At 50.3% G+C, this 14,580-nt stretch carries 16 protein-coding genes and 1 pseudogene; 13 read left to right on the forward strand and 4 right to left on the reverse strand.

Going from position 1 to position 14,580, the window contains the following annotated elements; translation table 11 throughout:
- Positions 1 to 14 precede the first annotated feature (14 nt).
- From LOS79_RS07425 to LOS79_RS07435, 3 genes and pseudogenes are all read left to right on the forward strand, one after another.
- A pseudogene (locus LOS79_RS07425) lies at positions 15 to 1,037 on the forward strand (alcohol dehydrogenase catalytic domain-containing protein); the annotation flags it as partial.
- Between the two features lie 165 nt (positions 1,038 to 1,202).
- Positions 1,203 to 2,117, forward strand: coding sequence for a DMT family transporter (locus LOS79_RS07430; protein ID WP_315417603.1), 915 nt, complete (start codon positions 1,203 to 1,205; stop codon positions 2,115 to 2,117).
- A gap of 53 nt (positions 2,118 to 2,170) precedes the next feature.
- On the forward strand, positions 2,171 to 3,004 hold the full coding sequence (locus tag LOS79_RS07435; protein ID WP_315417605.1) for a class I SAM-dependent methyltransferase: 834 nt from the start codon (positions 2,171 to 2,173) through the stop codon (positions 3,002 to 3,004).
- A gap of 85 nt (positions 3,005 to 3,089) precedes the next feature.
- Here LOS79_RS07435 and LOS79_RS07440 read toward each other — a convergent pair whose 3' ends face one another.
- Complete coding sequence (locus LOS79_RS07440) at positions 3,090 to 3,980, reverse strand: LysR substrate-binding domain-containing protein (protein WP_315417607.1); 891 nt, start codon at positions 3,978 to 3,980, stop codon at positions 3,090 to 3,092.
- A gap of 257 nt (positions 3,981 to 4,237) precedes the next feature.
- Here LOS79_RS07440 and LOS79_RS07445 point away from each other — a divergent pair, with 257 nt between their 5' ends.
- From LOS79_RS07445 to LOS79_RS07485, 9 genes are all read left to right on the forward strand, one after another.
- Entirely contained in the window at positions 4,238 to 5,188 is a 951-nt protein-coding gene (locus LOS79_RS07445; protein WP_315417610.1) for a phosphate ABC transporter substrate-binding protein, read from the forward strand.
- Positions 5,189 to 5,283: 95 nt separating this feature from the next.
- On the forward strand, positions 5,284 to 6,186 hold the full coding sequence (pstC, locus tag LOS79_RS07450; protein WP_315417612.1) for a phosphate ABC transporter permease subunit PstC: 903 nt from the start codon (positions 5,284 to 5,286) through the stop codon (positions 6,184 to 6,186).
- Positions 6,183 to 7,079, forward strand: coding sequence for a phosphate ABC transporter permease PstA (pstA, locus tag LOS79_RS07455; RefSeq protein WP_315417614.1), 897 nt, complete (start codon positions 6,183 to 6,185; stop codon positions 7,077 to 7,079). The genes pstC and pstA overlap by 4 nt, the downstream gene beginning before the upstream one ends.
- Before the next feature lie 46 nt (positions 7,080 to 7,125).
- Positions 7,126 to 7,902, forward strand: coding sequence for a phosphate ABC transporter ATP-binding protein PstB (gene pstB / locus LOS79_RS07460; RefSeq protein ID WP_315417616.1), 777 nt, complete (start codon positions 7,126 to 7,128; stop codon positions 7,900 to 7,902).
- 125 nt (positions 7,903 to 8,027) lie between these two features.
- Entirely contained in the window at positions 8,028 to 8,237 is a 210-nt protein-coding gene (locus LOS79_RS07465; RefSeq protein WP_315417619.1) for a helix-turn-helix transcriptional regulator, read from the forward strand.
- On the forward strand, positions 8,234 to 8,698 hold the full coding sequence (locus LOS79_RS07470; protein ID WP_315417620.1) for a DUF6773 family protein: 465 nt from the start codon (positions 8,234 to 8,236) through the stop codon (positions 8,696 to 8,698). Before LOS79_RS07465 ends, LOS79_RS07470 begins: the two co-directional genes overlap by 4 nt.
- Positions 8,699 to 8,786: 88 nt before the next feature.
- On the forward strand, positions 8,787 to 9,500 hold the full coding sequence (locus tag LOS79_RS07475) for an MBL fold metallo-hydrolase (RefSeq protein ID WP_315417622.1): 714 nt from the start codon (positions 8,787 to 8,789) through the stop codon (positions 9,498 to 9,500).
- A gap of 14 nt (positions 9,501 to 9,514) precedes the next feature.
- On the forward strand, positions 9,515 to 10,096 hold the full coding sequence (locus tag LOS79_RS07480) for a TetR/AcrR family transcriptional regulator (protein WP_315417624.1): 582 nt from the start codon (positions 9,515 to 9,517) through the stop codon (positions 10,094 to 10,096).
- 31 nt (positions 10,097 to 10,127) lie between these two features.
- Entirely contained in the window at positions 10,128 to 10,820 is a 693-nt protein-coding gene (locus tag LOS79_RS07485; protein WP_315417626.1) for an AlkZ-related protein, read from the forward strand.
- Between the two features lie 94 nt (positions 10,821 to 10,914).
- On the opposite strand, the gene LOS79_RS07490 is transcribed toward LOS79_RS07485, so the two are convergent.
- The gene (locus LOS79_RS07490; RefSeq protein ID WP_315417628.1) at positions 10,915 to 12,087 is read right to left on the reverse strand and encodes a serine hydrolase domain-containing protein; all 1,173 of its coding nucleotides are present in this window, start codon (positions 12,085 to 12,087) and stop codon (positions 10,915 to 10,917) included.
- Positions 12,088 to 12,257: 170 nt separating this feature from the next.
- Between LOS79_RS07490 and LOS79_RS07495 the strand changes: the two genes are divergently transcribed.
- On the forward strand, positions 12,258 to 12,701 hold the full coding sequence (locus LOS79_RS07495) for an Lrp/AsnC family transcriptional regulator (RefSeq protein WP_315417630.1): 444 nt from the start codon (positions 12,258 to 12,260) through the stop codon (positions 12,699 to 12,701).
- Positions 12,702 to 12,713: 12 nt separating this feature from the next.
- Here LOS79_RS07495 and LOS79_RS07500 read toward each other — a convergent pair whose 3' ends face one another.
- Positions 12,714 to 13,913, reverse strand: a complete 1,200-nt coding sequence (locus tag LOS79_RS07500; protein ID WP_315417633.1) for an MFS transporter — start codon at positions 13,911 to 13,913, stop codon at positions 12,714 to 12,716.
- Positions 13,914 to 14,276: 363 nt separating this feature from the next.
- Positions 14,277 to 14,450 (reverse strand): hypothetical protein, encoded by a 174-nt coding sequence (locus LOS79_RS07505; protein WP_315417635.1) that lies wholly within the window; start codon positions 14,448 to 14,450, stop codon positions 14,277 to 14,279.
- Positions 14,451 to 14,580: the final 130 nt, after the last annotated feature.

Genomic DNA, 14,580 nt, shown 5'->3' on the forward strand with positions numbered 1-14,580 from the left:
GGTTATAACATAGTGGATCGGATCTTCATATCTATAATGGAGAAATCCCGGGAATGCATGATGACTACATTATCGGGCATGAGCCTATGGGGATCGTTGAGGATACAGGACCGGAGGTTACCAGAGTCAAGAAGGGTGACCGTGTGATTATACCTTTTAATGTAGCCTGCGGACAATGCTTCTTCTGCCAGCATGAGATGGAGAGCCAATGCGACCATGCCAATGAAACTAAGGATACCGGCGGTTATCTGGGATACTCTGATACTTACGGCGGCTTCGCCGGAGGGCAAGCCGAGCTGCTACGTGTACCGTACGGCAATTTTGGCCCGTTTGTCGTCCCTGAGGATGCTGAAATGGAAGATGAGAAGCTCCTGTTCCTTTCGGACATCGTTCCTACTGCCTGGTGGGGTGTTGAGAATTCGGGAGTGAAGGCCGGTGACACGGTCATTGTGCTGGGCTGCGGCCCGGTAGGTCTGCTGACGCAAAAATTCGCCTGGATCAAAGGAGCGGCCCGTGTGATTGCAGTGGATTATATTCCTTACCGGCTTCAGCATGCGAAGCTCACGAACAACGTGGAGACGGTTAATTTCGAAGAGACCAAGGATGTTGAGCTGTACCTGAAGGAAATTACCCGCGGCGGGGCGGATGTGGTCATTGATTGCGTAGGTCTTGACGCTAAGAAGACTGTTGTAGAAAAGGTAGAGACTGCCTTAATGCTGCAGGGCGGTTCACTGGGCGCTTTCCGTATTGCCTCTGGGGCCGTCCGCAAATTCGGGACCATTCAGCTTGTCGGGGTATATGGACTGAACTATAATATGTTCCCGCTGGGCCATCTGTTTGAACGTAATATTACGCTGAAGATGGGACAGGCGCCTGTTATCCATTACATGCCGCTGCTGTACAAGATGATCAAAGAGAATAAATTTGATCCTACGGACATCATTACTCACCGGCTGCCGATCAGCAGGGCGGAGCACGCATACAATATTTTTCAGGAGAAGGAAGAGGATTGTATAAAGGTTGTACTGAAACCGTAGAGGGAGGACCAGAGCAGCGGTAGTCTCTAATAAAAAGCATTAAAGGCATGAAAATCCGTTTCCGGCGGATTTCATGCTTTTATTTGTGAAAAATACTGCTTTTTTCTGCAATTTGCGTTAAATTAACATAATGAGTCTTACATATTGCAAAAGGGGCGCCTAACGATGAATGCCAAAAAACCGCCCGTTCCCGTTTCTCTGCTTATGGTGATCGGAATTGTGGCCATATCCTTTTCTTCAATTTTTATTAAATGGTCGTCTGCCCCTGTATCGGTACAGGGAATGTACCGGCTGCTGATCACTTCACTGCTGATGCTGCCGTTTGCCCGGCCATACAGCGGAGCAGCAAGAACACTGCATTTCAAGGATTGGCTGCTGCTGGGAGCTTCAGGTGTCATGCTGGCCCTGCATTTCCTGCTCTGGATGGGCTCGCTGAATTACACCTCTGTAGCCAGCTCCACAATGATTCTGGCCTTGGAGCCCTTGTTTATTATGATGGGTGCTTTCATCCTGTATAAGGAACGGAATAGTGGTTCAGCTATCCTTGGTATGGCGGTTGCAATCTTCGGGGTGGTCTTCATCGGCTGGGGCGATATCGGACTGTCTGCCGAGAACCTGAAGGGGGATCTGCTCTCGCTTGGCGGAACGGTGGCGGTTGCTGTGCATCTGCTGATCGGACAGAAGCTGGTGGCACGGATGCCGTCTTATCTGTACAGTCTGATTGTCTTTATTACTGCGGCTGTTGTATTTGCCGTTTATAATCTGGCAACCCGTACACCGTTCTTCGATTATCCGCCGCGGGAATGGGGGATCTTTGTACTGCTGGCAGTGGTTCCGACTGTATTCGGCCATATCCTGTTTAACTGGCTGCTGCAATATACATCGGCAACTACAGTCTCGATGAATATTCTTGGCGAGCCTGTAGGCTCAAGCATTCTCGCCTTTCTGCTGCTGGGTGAACAACTGAGCCGGATGCAGTGGGCGGGAGGGGTACTGGTTATGGCCGGACTCGGTGTCTATCTGTATGCCGGCCGCAAAAAAGCGCTGAAGCTTGAGGCAGCTCTGGCTAATGCATCATAAGGCACATCAACCGTACATTAATATAGAACACAGATAAAGGGGTAAACTAAGCAATGAATGAACATGATCAGAATGAACCGGCTGAACTAAACGGCGGGGCTGCCCCGACGAGTGAAGAGCTGTGGAATGAGGATACGTATTCCGCCTGGACCAGCCGGTTCGGAACACCTGCTGAAGCTGCGGGGAAGCTGGTTAAAGATCCGGCCGGGAAGCTGTTTCCGCTGAACACCTATCTGGGTGAGGTGAAGGGCCGCAAAATCATGAACCTGATGGGCTCAAACGGGATGAAGGCGGTGGCGCTCGCACTGCTCGGTGCGGAGGTTACGGTAGCTGATTTCTCAGAGGCTAATGCGCGTTATGCGTCTGAATTGGCGCAGGCAGCCGGAGTGCAGCTGGAGTACATTGTCTCGGATGTGCTTGGACTGCCGGAAGCCCTGCTCGACAATTCCTATGATGTGGTACTTGCTGAAATGGGGATTGTTCACTATTTTACCGACTTGGCTCCGTTTATGGCTACCGCATACCGGCTGCTGGCATCCGGCGGGAAGTTCGTCCTGCGCGATTTTCACCCGGTAACGACCAAGCTGATCTCTTCTAAAGGTTCAACCGCCAAGGTGCGCAAGCATAAAGTAAGCGGGGATTATTTCGATACGGCGCTCGAAGAGAAGCGGGTGTCGTATTCCAAGTACATGCCGTCCTCAGGCGGTGCTGCAGATGCAGACAAGCCGAATGTGGTCTACTGGCGGCGCTGGACGCTGGGGGAAATCGTGACGGCTGCAGCAGCCGGCGGACTGATTATTCAGGAGCTGGCAGAAGAGCCTAACCTGTCGTCAGATGTCTATGATAAGGGAATCCCCAAGACCTTCACCCTGGTTGCTGTAAAATAAACCTGTACTACAAAGAAACCTCTCCTTTGAAATGGTTGTGTTAACGCCATTTTCTCAAAGGGGAGGTTTCTTTAAATATAAGAATTTAATAAGCGGCTGCTGCACAAACTTCGGCAAAAGCTCTTTGCAGCGGAGATAAAGTGTAGTCCTTACGCCAAGCCAGAACAAACGAGCCGTCCGCCGGCCGGATTCCCGGCAGCGGAGCAGAGGCCAGACGTCCCGTAGCCACCTCTTCCGCGATTCCGGCTTTCGAGAATACCCCGATCATTCCTCCTTCACTTAGCATACATTTGACCGCCTCCGGCGAGCCGACAACGGCATGATTCCACACCCTGACATTGTTCAGCTGCGTCCACTTGTCCGCGATTCCCCGCAGGAAGGAGGCCGCTTCATGCTGAACCCATGGCTCCCGGGCTACTGCTTCCACCGTAAGCTCCGGCAGGACGGCAAACGGATGATCCGGTGCAAAGGTGAGTACAGCTTCATCTGCTGCGATCACCTGAGTCTGAAAGCTGTCATCCTGACCTTCCGCGCTATGAAGAACAGCCAGCTGAATCTCCCGGCTGCGCAGCCGCTCCCGGATTGCATCATCAGGCAGCATGGACAGAAAAACATCAATTCCGCTATGCAGTCCGGTGAATCGGGCCAGCAGTTTAGGCACAAGATAAGAACCGGGAATGTTACTTGCCGTCAGCTCAAGGTTACCTGAAGCAAGAGAGGTGAACTGCTTAACCGTCCGCTCCGCCTCAAGCGTAAGCGAGACGATTCTGTGCGCATATTGATATAACGCTCGCCCAGCATCGGTTAGCAGCACCCGGCCGCTCCTATACTGGAACAGGGAGGCACCCAGCTCACTTTCCAGACTCTTCATATGAAAGGAGACGGTAGGCTGCTTAAGACCCATCTCGGCAGCTACATCTGTAACCTTCTTATACTTTTCAATCAGCACTACAATTTGCAATTTCACAAGGTTCATTAACTTCTCTCCTAATATATGGATAAAGTGCGGCTATTGTTGTTTCGTTATAGATAAAATCTATGTCGTTATTCATTTTATATTATAACTTTTATCCGAGCTTTTACAAACTCAGTACTTTTAAATAACGAACGGGCCCTAGAATAAGAAGAGTCAACGGAGACGCTGACAGGAACAAATGCTTCCAAGATGAGTTTTGTACGAAGCAGAGCGAAATGGAGCACACACTCACAAAACCTTTAGGAGGAAAAACAACAATGCAATTCAGAAAATCTTGGATTATGGCTTTAGCTTTGACAAGCGTGGTAGCACTTTCGGCATGTGGTAATAACGGGGGAAATAATGCAACAACCAATAACGGAGGAAATGCAGCTGCAACAAACACACAAAACAGCAGCGGCGCTGAACTCAGCGGATCAATTCTGGCTTCGGGCTCCACAGCATTGCAGCCGCTGGTAGAGCAGGCAGCTGAGAAATTCATGGATGCTAACGCAGGCGTGGACATTCAGGTTCAGGGCGGCGGTAGCGGTACAGGTCTGACACAAGTAGCTGAAAAGCAAGTAGATATCGGTAACTCCGATGTATTCGCCGAAGAAAAGCTGAAGGATGCTGATGCTGAGAAGGCTGCAGCACTTGTAGATCATCAGGTAGCAGTTGTAGCAATGGCTACTGTAAGCAACCCGGATGCAGGCGTAGATTCATTGACTAAGCAGCAGCTGGTTGACATCTTCACCGGCAAAATCACAAACTGGAGCGAAGTTGGCGGTGCTGACCAAGCAATCCAGATCATCAACCGTCCTGCAAGCTCCGGTACACGCGCAACCTTCGAAACCTTCGCGCTTGGCACGAAGACAGAAGATCTGGCTGGTTCAATCCAAGAGGATTCTTCCGGTACTGTTAAAAAAATCATCGGCGAAACTCCGGGAGCTATCGGCTACCTGGCGCTGTCTTACCTGGATGATACCGTGAAAACACTGAACTATGATGGTGTTGAGCCTTCTGTAGACAACGTAATCTCCGGTAAATATCCGGTATGGGCTTACGAGCACATGTACACTAACGGCGAGCCTAACGAAGTTGTAGGAGCTTTCCTTGACTACATGATGACTGACGAAGTACAGAATGGCGATGTAGTAGAGCTTGGCTACATCCCGGCTTCCAAAATGCAGGTTTCCCGTGATGTTGCCGGAACAGTTACAGCAAAGTAATTGCCTTAATTTCATAACAATTATCCATTAGAACTTTAAGTGATTAGAGGCGGAATTCTTCTGCCTCTCTTTTCACTTTAGAAAGAGGGAGCAACTTGAGGGTAAAGTCTAAAAATACTCGGTTTGAAAAACATCATATTGAGAACTTTATCGGACGCGCTTATATGTCTTTTTGTGTCCTGCTATTGATTGTAATTATAGTATCGATGGTATATTTCGTAGCGTCTAAAGGGATTGCCAATTTCGTTAACGGTAATGTAAAGGTATCTGATTTCCTGTTCGGAACCAAATGGTCACCGGAGGCAGATACACCATCCTATGGAGCATTCCCGTTCATCTCGGGCTCCTTCCTCGTGACACTGCTTGCAGCGCTTATCGCAAGCCCGCTGAGTATCTGCGCCGCATTGTTCATGACGGAAATTGTTCCGGGCTGGGGCAAAAAGCTGCTGCAGCCGGTCATTGAGCTGCTGTCCGGTATTCCGTCCGTCGTATACGGATTCGTAGGCTTAAGCGTTATTGTACCATTTCTGCGGAACACTCTGCCCGGTCAGGGCATCGGGGTTGCTGCAGGCGCGCTAGTGCTGTCGGTAATGATTCTGCCGACCATTACGAGCGTGGCTGCAGACGCGCTTGCATCTTTGCCGCAAAACTTGAAAGAATCTTCCTTTGCGCTCGGTGCCACACGCTGGCAGACGATCTCCCGCGTCATTCTTCCGACAACCTTCCCGGCAATTATGACTGGTGTGGTTCTGGGGATGGCCCGTGCATTCGGTGAAGCACTTGCAGTACAGATGGTTATCGGTAATGCGCCGTTCGTTCCGCGCTCCCTGTTCGAATCCGCATCCACTCTGACGAGTGTTATCACTCTCGGGATGGGGAACACGACAATGGGCTCCCCGCAGAACAATGCGCTATGGAGTATGGCACTCGTGCTCATGCTGATGACATTTGTATTCGTATTGCTGGTAAGAATGCTCGAAAGGAGAGCTAAAATTTGAAGCCGAAAACAGCAGATAAAATCGCCACTGGTGTTATTGTAACCTTCGCTTTATTGATCGTAGCTATACTGATTGGCTTGCTCGGATACATTCTGGTCCGCGGCATGAGTCATATCAGCTGGGACTTCCTGACCTCGGCACCACAGAAGATCCGCGCAGGCGGCGGGGTGGGGCCGCAGCTGTTCAACTCCCTGTTCCTGCTGGTCCTGACCCTGATTATTACAATTCCGCTTGGACTGGGTGCAGGAATCTTCATGGCAGAATATGCCCGTCCCGGCAAGCTGACCAACTTCATCCGCCTGATTGTGGAAGTGTTGTCTTCCTTCCCTTCAATCATCGTCGGCCTGTTCGGTCTCCTGCTAATTGTTAATACATTCAATCTCGGCTTCTCCCTGATCTCAGGCGCGCTGGCGCTGACCTTCTTCAATCTTCCGCTGATGGTGCGTATTACTGAGCAGGCTTTCCGCACTGTGCCTAAGCAGCAGAAGGAAGCAGGTTTTGCGCTTGGACTATCCAAATGGAAAATCGTTACCTCCGTACTGCTTCCTGTTGCGCTGCCAACGATCATTACAGGTACAATCCTGTCTGCAGGCCGTGTATTCGGTGAAGCCGCAGCGCTTATGTTCACAGCGGGGATGAGCAGCCCGCGTCTGGATTTCAGCAACTGGAACCCGCTAAGCCCGTCTTCACCGCTTAACCCGTTCCGTCCGGCAGAGACGCTGGCGGTGCATATCTGGAAGGTGAACAGCGAAGGTCTGGCACCGGATGCCATTCAAATCGCTGCAGGCGCTTCAGCAGTGCTGGTCATTACAGTATTGATCTTTAACTTGGCGGCACGCTTCTTCGGCAGATTCATCTACCGTAAGCTGACTGCATCCAAGAGAATGAACTAGAATCATATTTGATCAAAGAGAAGAGAAACCGTAGGAGGCAGATGAGATGGGTATTGCGGAACCAGTAGTGCGTGAATCATTTCAAACTGAGGATTTGAGTATTTTTTATGGCACATATGAAGCAGTTAAAGGAATCAGTCTTCCATTCGCCCAGAACACAGTAACTGCACTGATCGGCCCTTCGGGCTGCGGTAAATCGACGTTCCTCCGTTCGCTTAACCGGATGAATGATGATATTTCCGGCTCGACCACCAAAGGCAGCATCTGGATTGACGGTGTAGATATCAATGCTTCCGGTACCGATGTAATCAAGCTGCGCCAAAAAATCGGTATGGTATGGCAGAAGCCCAACCCGTTCTATAAATCCATCTACGACAACATTGCCTTCGGTCCGAAGTATCATGGAATCAAAGGCAAACAGGCGCTGGATGAAATCGTTGAGAGCAGCCTGCGCCGTGCGGCGCTATGGGATGAAGTGAAGGACCGCCTGAAGGACTCTGCGCTGGCCCTGTCCGGCGGACAACAGCAGCGTCTGTGCATTGCCCGCGCGCTGTCGGTTAACCCGCAGATTCTGCTGCTGGATGAGCCGGCTTCAGCCCTTGACCCTGTATCTACAGGCAAGGTTGAAGAATTGATTAAAGAGCTGAAAGAAGAACTGCGCATCGTTATCGTAACCCACAACATGCAGCAGGCAGCACGGATCTCAGACTACACCGCCTACTTCTATCTGGGCTCGCTTGTGGAATACGACAAGACCGAGAAGGTCTTCAGTAATCCTGAAAACCAGATGACCCAGGAATACATTATGGGCCGCTTCGGCTGATGGTTGACTCAAGTGAAAACATCCTGCGGGATGTTTTTTTTTGTGATTCATGCAATATATATTGTACATAATGAAAGGTATAGATTACAATTGGTCTATATAACCATCTGGGCAGGAGGTAGCTGATGGGGGACAAGAAGAATGTAAAGCTTAAGCTTGCCCGAATTCAACGCGATTGGTCGCAGGAGCAGCTGGCTGAGGCGGTCGGTGTAACCAGGCAAACGATCGGTCTGATTGAAGCGGGCGGATATAATCCAACCCTCAGGCTTTGTATTGCCATTTGTAAGACACTGGGAACTACTTTAGATGAACTTTTCTGGGAGGAAGAAGAATGAAAGAGCGGGCAATTAAGGATGAACGGATCACAGCAGAGCTGCAAAGTCTGAACTCGCACGGGTTTATGATTGTTTTTGCCGGAATTATGGTCAGTCTGCTGGTTAAGGTGTTTATCCTGCAATGGGACATGAAATACTGGCTGGATACGTTTCTGATTCTGATGGCGGCTTGTCTGTACATTACTGTACGCGGAATCAGGAGCGGCTTGTACCTCCTTCCGGACCGAAAAGGGGATGTTAAGCGCCTTAAGAAGATGAACCTGATTGCCGGAGCAGCCGGTTCACTGGTCTGGGGGATCCTGATGTTCATTGATGAGCTGACTGGCAGCGGAAAGGCTGATTTGGGCAGTAACATCGTAAGTACAGTAGTGGGGATGGTCGTGTTCTTCTTGGGGATTACCGGCCTGCAGTGGCTCTGGCTTAAGCGTTCCACCAAAAATGCAAATAACAAGCTGGAGTGATACTGCACAACATTTCGGTAGCCTATTGCTAAACTAATGTCATTAGTTTATATTATAACTAATACCATTAGTTTAGAGGAGTGTCCGTATGAGAGTAACCCAAGAAGGCTATCTGCATCAGCTTACCTGGCTGCCCAGATTGTTCCCTGTTAATTGCTATCTGATTGAAGAAGAACAAGAGCTGACCCTGATTGATGCCGGCATGCCGTTTAGCACTCAAGGTATTCTCCGCGAATCCGCCAGGTTAAATAAACCGCTATCCCGGATTGTGTTGACCCATGCGCATGCAGATCATGTCGGGGCGCTGGATAAGCTGAAGCAGCTGCTTCCTGAAGCTAAGGTCTACATCTCTGAACGGGATGCTGCACTGCTGGCCGGCGACCGCTCCCTGCGGGACGGGGAGCCGCAGCTGCCGATTAAGGGCAGTGTGCCGGCCAAGGTAGTTACCCGGCCGGATATCCTGCTCTATGACGGGGATACCGTCGGTTCTCTGCGAGCCATAAGTACTCCAGGGCATACACCGGGATCGATGTCATTCCAGGATCAGCGCTCAGGCGCCCTGATTGCCGGAGATGCCTTTCAGACTTTCCGGGGAATGGCAGTAGCCGGCAAGAAGGTGGCCTCGTTTCCATTTCCGGCGATGGCAACCTGGAGCTTCGGTCAAGCCTTGGCCAGTGCACATAAGCTGATTGCGCTTGCACCTTCCGTACTGGCAGCAGGCCATGGGGATCTGGTGAAGAATCCGGTGGAGATTATGAAGCAGGCTGCAGCTGAGGCGGCCAAGGCATTAGGACATCACTGAAAGGGGAGGTAGGCATGGTACGAGCAGGTCTGGATACACACAGCCTGGTGCTGGCTGCAGCAGAGCTGGCGGACACGCAGGGCGTTGAGCAGGTAACACTGGCTGCCTTGGCAGCCAAGCTGGGAGTCCGTCCACCATCGTTGTATAATCACATTAACGGACTGGCCGGACTCCGGACGCTGCTTGCCGTACATGGCCTGGAGCTGCTGCATGAATCTATGTCAGAAGCGGCAGAAGGGCTCAGCGGAGCAGCGGCTGTCCATGCGATGAGTCTGGCTTATATCGAGTTTGCCAGGCAGCGCCCGGGGCTGTACGAGACGACGCTGAGAGCGCCTGAGCAAGGAGACACGCTGCTTGAAGCAGCGGGACAGCAGATTCTGGAGCTGCTCATCGGGGCGCTCTCCGCCTTCGGGCTGGATGAGGAAGGCAAACTGCATGCGGTCAGGGGACTGCGCAGCATTCTGCACGGATTCTCCGCCCTCGAGAATCAGGGCGGATTCGGAATGCCGCTGGACCTGAATGTCAGCCTGATCCGGCTGATCCGCGCGTATCTTGCCGGTATCCGCTGCATGGGACAGGCAGCAGAGGAAGATTAACTGGAAGAATAAGAGTATTGGAGGCGGAAGGATGACAGTTGCAGATGAGCAAGGCATAGTTACGACGTTTGAGGAGATGGCAGAGGTAGTTGGAAGAATGGGGATTGTCCCGCTGGCAGCATTGATCCCCGGGCACCCTTCAGTAAACGGGCTGACGCTTGCGGAGAATTGGCATACCGGCTCTGAGCAGGACCCTTGGGGCTGGCGTGTCAGATTTCCTGGTGAGGGACTTGCCGGATACGGGAAATTTATTAAGAAAAAAGCGGTGCTCGTCTCCCGTGAGTGGCTGCCTGCCTACCTGGCGGCGGCAGGCAGCACGCGGACACTGGAAGAACGGTACGACAGCGGTCTTGCTACCAAAGAAGCGCTGACCCTGCTGCAGATCATACGTGAGCAGGAAGGAATCGAGACCCGGCAGCTGCGGGCAATGGCTGATATGAAGGCCAAAGAGAAGAAGACAGCGTTCGATAATGCGGTAACAGAGCTTCAAGGTATGCTTGATATTGTAATCTCCGGAGTCAAGCAGCGGCTGAATGCTGACGGTGAGCCAAACGGCTGGAACAGCACCTCTTACGAAACTACAGGCCGCTGGATGCACGAAGCAGGAATGATGCCCTTTGAGGGAACGAGAGAAGAGGCAATTGCCTGGCTGCGTTCACAGATGGACGGAGTCTGGACTCCAGAGGCCATCGCCTGGATCAATAAGACACTGGGTTGGAAGTGAGAATAAGCTCAATGGATTTACAACAAAAAGGTAGTTCTCCAGCTTAGCCGAGAGCTACCTTTTTTGTTATTTGATCAGGTGATTTTGCAATTTCTCAAAATAACTTAGCTTCTCGGATACCCTTGTATACCGCTTCGCACAGCTCCGTTGTAAACCTCCCTGACATTCCTTCAAGCGCTGTATTGGTGAACGCTACAACACTAAGCTCCTCGCTCGGATCAACAAACCAGGAATGACCATAAGTGCCGCCCATCCGCCACGTTCCCGGCGATTCCGGTGTATTGGCAGCAACCGGGTCTCTAAGCAGCGTGAAACCAAGTCCAAAGCCTCTCCCCGGCCAATAGGGCATCTCAAGGCTGCCAATTTGATTGGTTGTCATTTCTGCGACAAGAGCCTCGGGCAGAATCGGATTTCCTCCCTGCCGCAAAGCTTCCAGCAGTTTAAGGAAGTCTCCTGCGCTGCCAATCATGCCGGCTCCTCCCGAGGGATAGGCTGTCTTATCGGCAAACCTGCCGGGTGAAAGGAGAAATCCTGCCGTCCCCTCCACGAAAGGAACGGTATCAAAATCCTGCAAACGCCGGGGCTCTCCCGCACTGTCTGCATAAGCCGTGGTCAATCTGTCTGCGTCCACAGCCATGAAATCCGTATCCAGCATTGAGAGGGGATGAGTTACAAGCAAACGTACAGCTTCGCTTAGCGGCATTCCAGTTACCTTTTCAATGACCGCTCCGAGCACGTCTGTTGCTATGGAATATCTCCACATTGTTCCCGGCTCATATAGAAGCGGAACAGAAGCGAGTCGTTGCAGATTCTCTTCAAGTGTAATTCCTGGCAGATCCATGCCGTCCGAGACCCCGGCAAGCTCATAAGTCCCCCTTTCTTTCTGGAAGAAACGGTAGGTTAAGCCGGCGGTATGTGTCATCAGATGTTGTATGGTGATGAAGGCATATTGTCCGTTTGGCAGCTTGGGACGGAAGCCCGGCAGCCATTGTTCCACCGGATCGTTTAACTGCAAACTTCCTTGCGAAATAAGTACTAAGGCTGCCGTTGACACGATCGGCTTCGTTACCGAAGCATATCTGAACAAAGCTTTCTCCAGCATCGGCCGTTTCTGCTCGCGGTCGGCTAACCCGGCAGACCTGCGGTAAACCAGGTTCCCCCCTTGTGCAATCAGGACGACGGTACCTACGATCCTTTTTTCCTCAAGGGTGCGGTCAATTACTTCATCGACGCTTTTATGCAGCCATTCCAGCTTTGTTTTTCTCATGCTTCTCATCCTCTCCTGTTGTAATTTACTTGATTATTCATAGCAAGTGTGTTTATTATATAAATAATTTCTGCTGTCTTACATAAAGCAAACAAGTTAAAAGAAGAAACTTTCGATGATTCTAAAGGTATTTAAAAGAAATAACTTTTAAAACAAAGGGGCTGATTTTCTTGGACGAAATTGATAACAATATCCTGCTTCATTTGCAGAATCAGGCGAGATTATCAATGACAGATATTGGGAAGCTGGTAGGACTGTCTCAACCGGCCGTTACTGAACGTGTAAAACGCATGGAAGAAAAAGGGGTTATCGAGGAATACCGGACCGTAATTTCTTCACACAAAATCGGTAAGCAATGCACTGCCTATATGCTTGTACGGACCCGCAATTGCTATCCCTTCCTTGATTTTTGCCGTGCATCACCGGAGGTCACGGAGTGCTACCGGATAAGCGGAGAGCATAATTATCTGTTGAAGGTCCTCACAGAAACAACACAGGGGCTGGAAGAGTTTGAAAACCGGTGTGATCAATACGGAACCTATACGACTCTTATTGTAATGTCTTCACCGATTGCTTATAAGAATCTCATTGGAGAGACTGATTTGCTCGCATAAGACTCACTTTTTTCAGGAAGGGAAACCATGCTTTTTCGCTTGCCAGGCTGCAAGCAAAGAGGGGAGCAACAAGAAGATTAGTGCCCCCGGAAGGAATCCGGCTCCAAGCAGTTCAAGCAGAAATCCGCCGATGATGCCTCCCCCGCCGATGGCCACATTCCATGCAGTAACCAGCATCGACTGGGCTATATCTGCGCTTTTTCCCCCAGCTTGTGCTATTGCTGTCTGCAGTAAAGTGGCTGCCCCGCCAAACGTAAACCCCCAGGCTGTAACACCAAGAATGATGATTGCAGGTTGATTCATTCCGGTTCCCAAGGCTACAGAAGCCAAAACAAATCCTGTGATGCTGATTAAAACCAGCATTCTTAGAAAACGGTCAATTAGTATGCCTGTCACCCAAATGCCAGCAACCGAGGTAATTCCGAAAATAAGCAGAATTAAATCCACCCGCTGAGCAAATGCGGTTCCCGCAAGATACGGTGCAATATAAGTGTACAAAATATTATGAGCCAGTACCCAGGTCAAGACGACGAACAAAATCGTCCGTACACCAGGAATCAGGAACACTTTGTGGAAAGGGAGCTGATCACCGGCAGGCTCACCAGCATAATCCGGCACCTTCCAGAGCACCCAGCCAATAAGAGCTACTGTGAGTAATGATACAGCTCCGAAAATGAGGCGCCATCCTGTATATGCTCCGAAAAAAGTACCAAGCGGAACGCCCAGCGCCAATGCCAGCGGGGTGCCGATCATCGCTACAGCCATCGCTCTTCCTTTCAGCGGATCAGGCACCATGCGCCGTGCATAACCGGCTGTCATCCCCCACAGAACACCTGCCGAGACACCTGCGAAGAACCGCGCGGCAAGCGTCAGTATGTAAACGGAAGATAACGCAGTGATGGTGTTAAAGGCAAGAAATCCGCTGATACACAGCAGCAGCAGTGGCCTGCGTCTCCACCCGCGGGTAGCTGCTGTCAAAGGAATGGCGGCCAGAAGTGAACCCGCTGCATAGAGTGTGACCAATTGTCCGGCAAAAGCTTCACTAATGCCAAAATCCTGTGCAATTTGCGGCAGTAATCCAGCAGGCAGGCTTTCCGTAAGAATGCAGATGAAGCCCGCCATGGCTAAAGCTAGCAACCCGGCCCACGGAAGACGTTTGGAAGACGGCTCATTTGCAGCGCCTTTTCTTATAAATGCAGTGTTTGAGCTCATGAATAATTCTCCTTTACTTATGTTTTGCTAATAAACTTTGACTTCCGTATAAGCTTATATAAATAAAGCACTTATTTACATGGATGATTAAAGGGGGATGAAGTAATTTAAGAGGAAAAACCTTTTATTTTCAGAGAAATTCCATGATTTTAAAAGCGAAGCAGGCAGAAGACAGAATCAACGGATGCCGCCTAAGGATGAACGGTAATTGACGAGCTTGAGACATGCATTGGAGATCCGGATGCTGCTTCGACCTCACCGGCACTCTATAACAAAAAAAGGCAGTCTCCGCACTGCGGAGACTGCCTTTTTTTAATTTGATCAGGGAAGCGCTTACGATTACGTGCTTATATGGAGAACTTCTTACAGCATAGGTCCAAGGTATGCAATCAGGAAGTATAAGAATCCGAATAGGAGCATGATGTAAGCAGTGTATTTGATTGCATCGGAAGCGACAATACTTAAATCTTTGGGAGGCTGGACATCCATACGCTCAATTTCTGTCGGCTCCGGATCTTGATTCAAAGATTCTTTCATCAGGATTACCTCCTATTAAGGATTGTAAAGAGTTTTCTTAATTGTATTGTGGCATATTTGTGAATATAATTCAACAATATTGTGAAGTTATTTTGAACATTTCTTTGAATTTGGGCTATTGATATGAAAT

Origin of the sequence: Paenibacillus sp. MMS20-IR301, from assembly GCF_032302195.1 — a bacterium.
Classification (GTDB): Bacteria; Bacillota; Bacilli; order Paenibacillales; family Paenibacillaceae; genus Paenibacillus_AQ.

What these genes read in the sequence shown, in the direction of transcription:
- LOS79_RS07490 (WP_315417628.1), bottom strand. Translation starts at nt 12,087, where the DNA reads ATGAGAAAAACAAAGCTGGAATGGCTGCATAAAAGCGTCGATGAAGTA.
- LOS79_RS07435 (WP_315417605.1), top strand. Translation starts at nt 2,171, where the DNA reads ATGAATGAACATGATCAGAATGAACCGGCTGAACTAAACGGCGGGGCT.
- LOS79_RS07480 (WP_315417624.1), top strand. Translation starts at nt 9,515, where the DNA reads ATGGTACGAGCAGGTCTGGATACACACAGCCTGGTGCTGGCTGCAGCA.
- LOS79_RS07485 (WP_315417626.1), top strand. Translation starts at nt 10,128, where the DNA reads ATGACAGTTGCAGATGAGCAAGGCATAGTTACGACGTTTGAGGAGATG.
- LOS79_RS07500 (WP_315417633.1), bottom strand. Translation starts at nt 13,913, where the DNA reads ATGAGCTCAAACACTGCATTTATAAGAAAAGGCGCTGCAAATGAGCCG.
- pstB (WP_315417616.1), top strand. Translation starts at nt 7,126, where the DNA reads ATGGGTATTGCGGAACCAGTAGTGCGTGAATCATTTCAAACTGAGGAT.
- LOS79_RS07440 (WP_315417607.1), bottom strand. Translation starts at nt 3,980, where the DNA reads ATGAACCTTGTGAAATTGCAAATTGTAGTGCTGATTGAAAAGTATAAG.
- LOS79_RS07445 (WP_315417610.1), top strand. Translation starts at nt 4,238, where the DNA reads ATGCAATTCAGAAAATCTTGGATTATGGCTTTAGCTTTGACAAGCGTG.
- LOS79_RS07465 (WP_315417619.1), top strand. Translation starts at nt 8,028, where the DNA reads ATGGGGGACAAGAAGAATGTAAAGCTTAAGCTTGCCCGAATTCAACGC.
- LOS79_RS07430 (WP_315417603.1), top strand. Translation starts at nt 1,203, where the DNA reads ATGAATGCCAAAAAACCGCCCGTTCCCGTTTCTCTGCTTATGGTGATC.
- LOS79_RS07505 (WP_315417635.1), bottom strand. Translation starts at nt 14,450, where the DNA reads ATGAAAGAATCTTTGAATCAAGATCCGGAGCCGACAGAAATTGAGCGT.
- LOS79_RS07475 (WP_315417622.1), top strand. Translation starts at nt 8,787, where the DNA reads ATGAGAGTAACCCAAGAAGGCTATCTGCATCAGCTTACCTGGCTGCCC.
- LOS79_RS07470 (WP_315417620.1), top strand. Translation starts at nt 8,234, where the DNA reads ATGAAAGAGCGGGCAATTAAGGATGAACGGATCACAGCAGAGCTGCAA.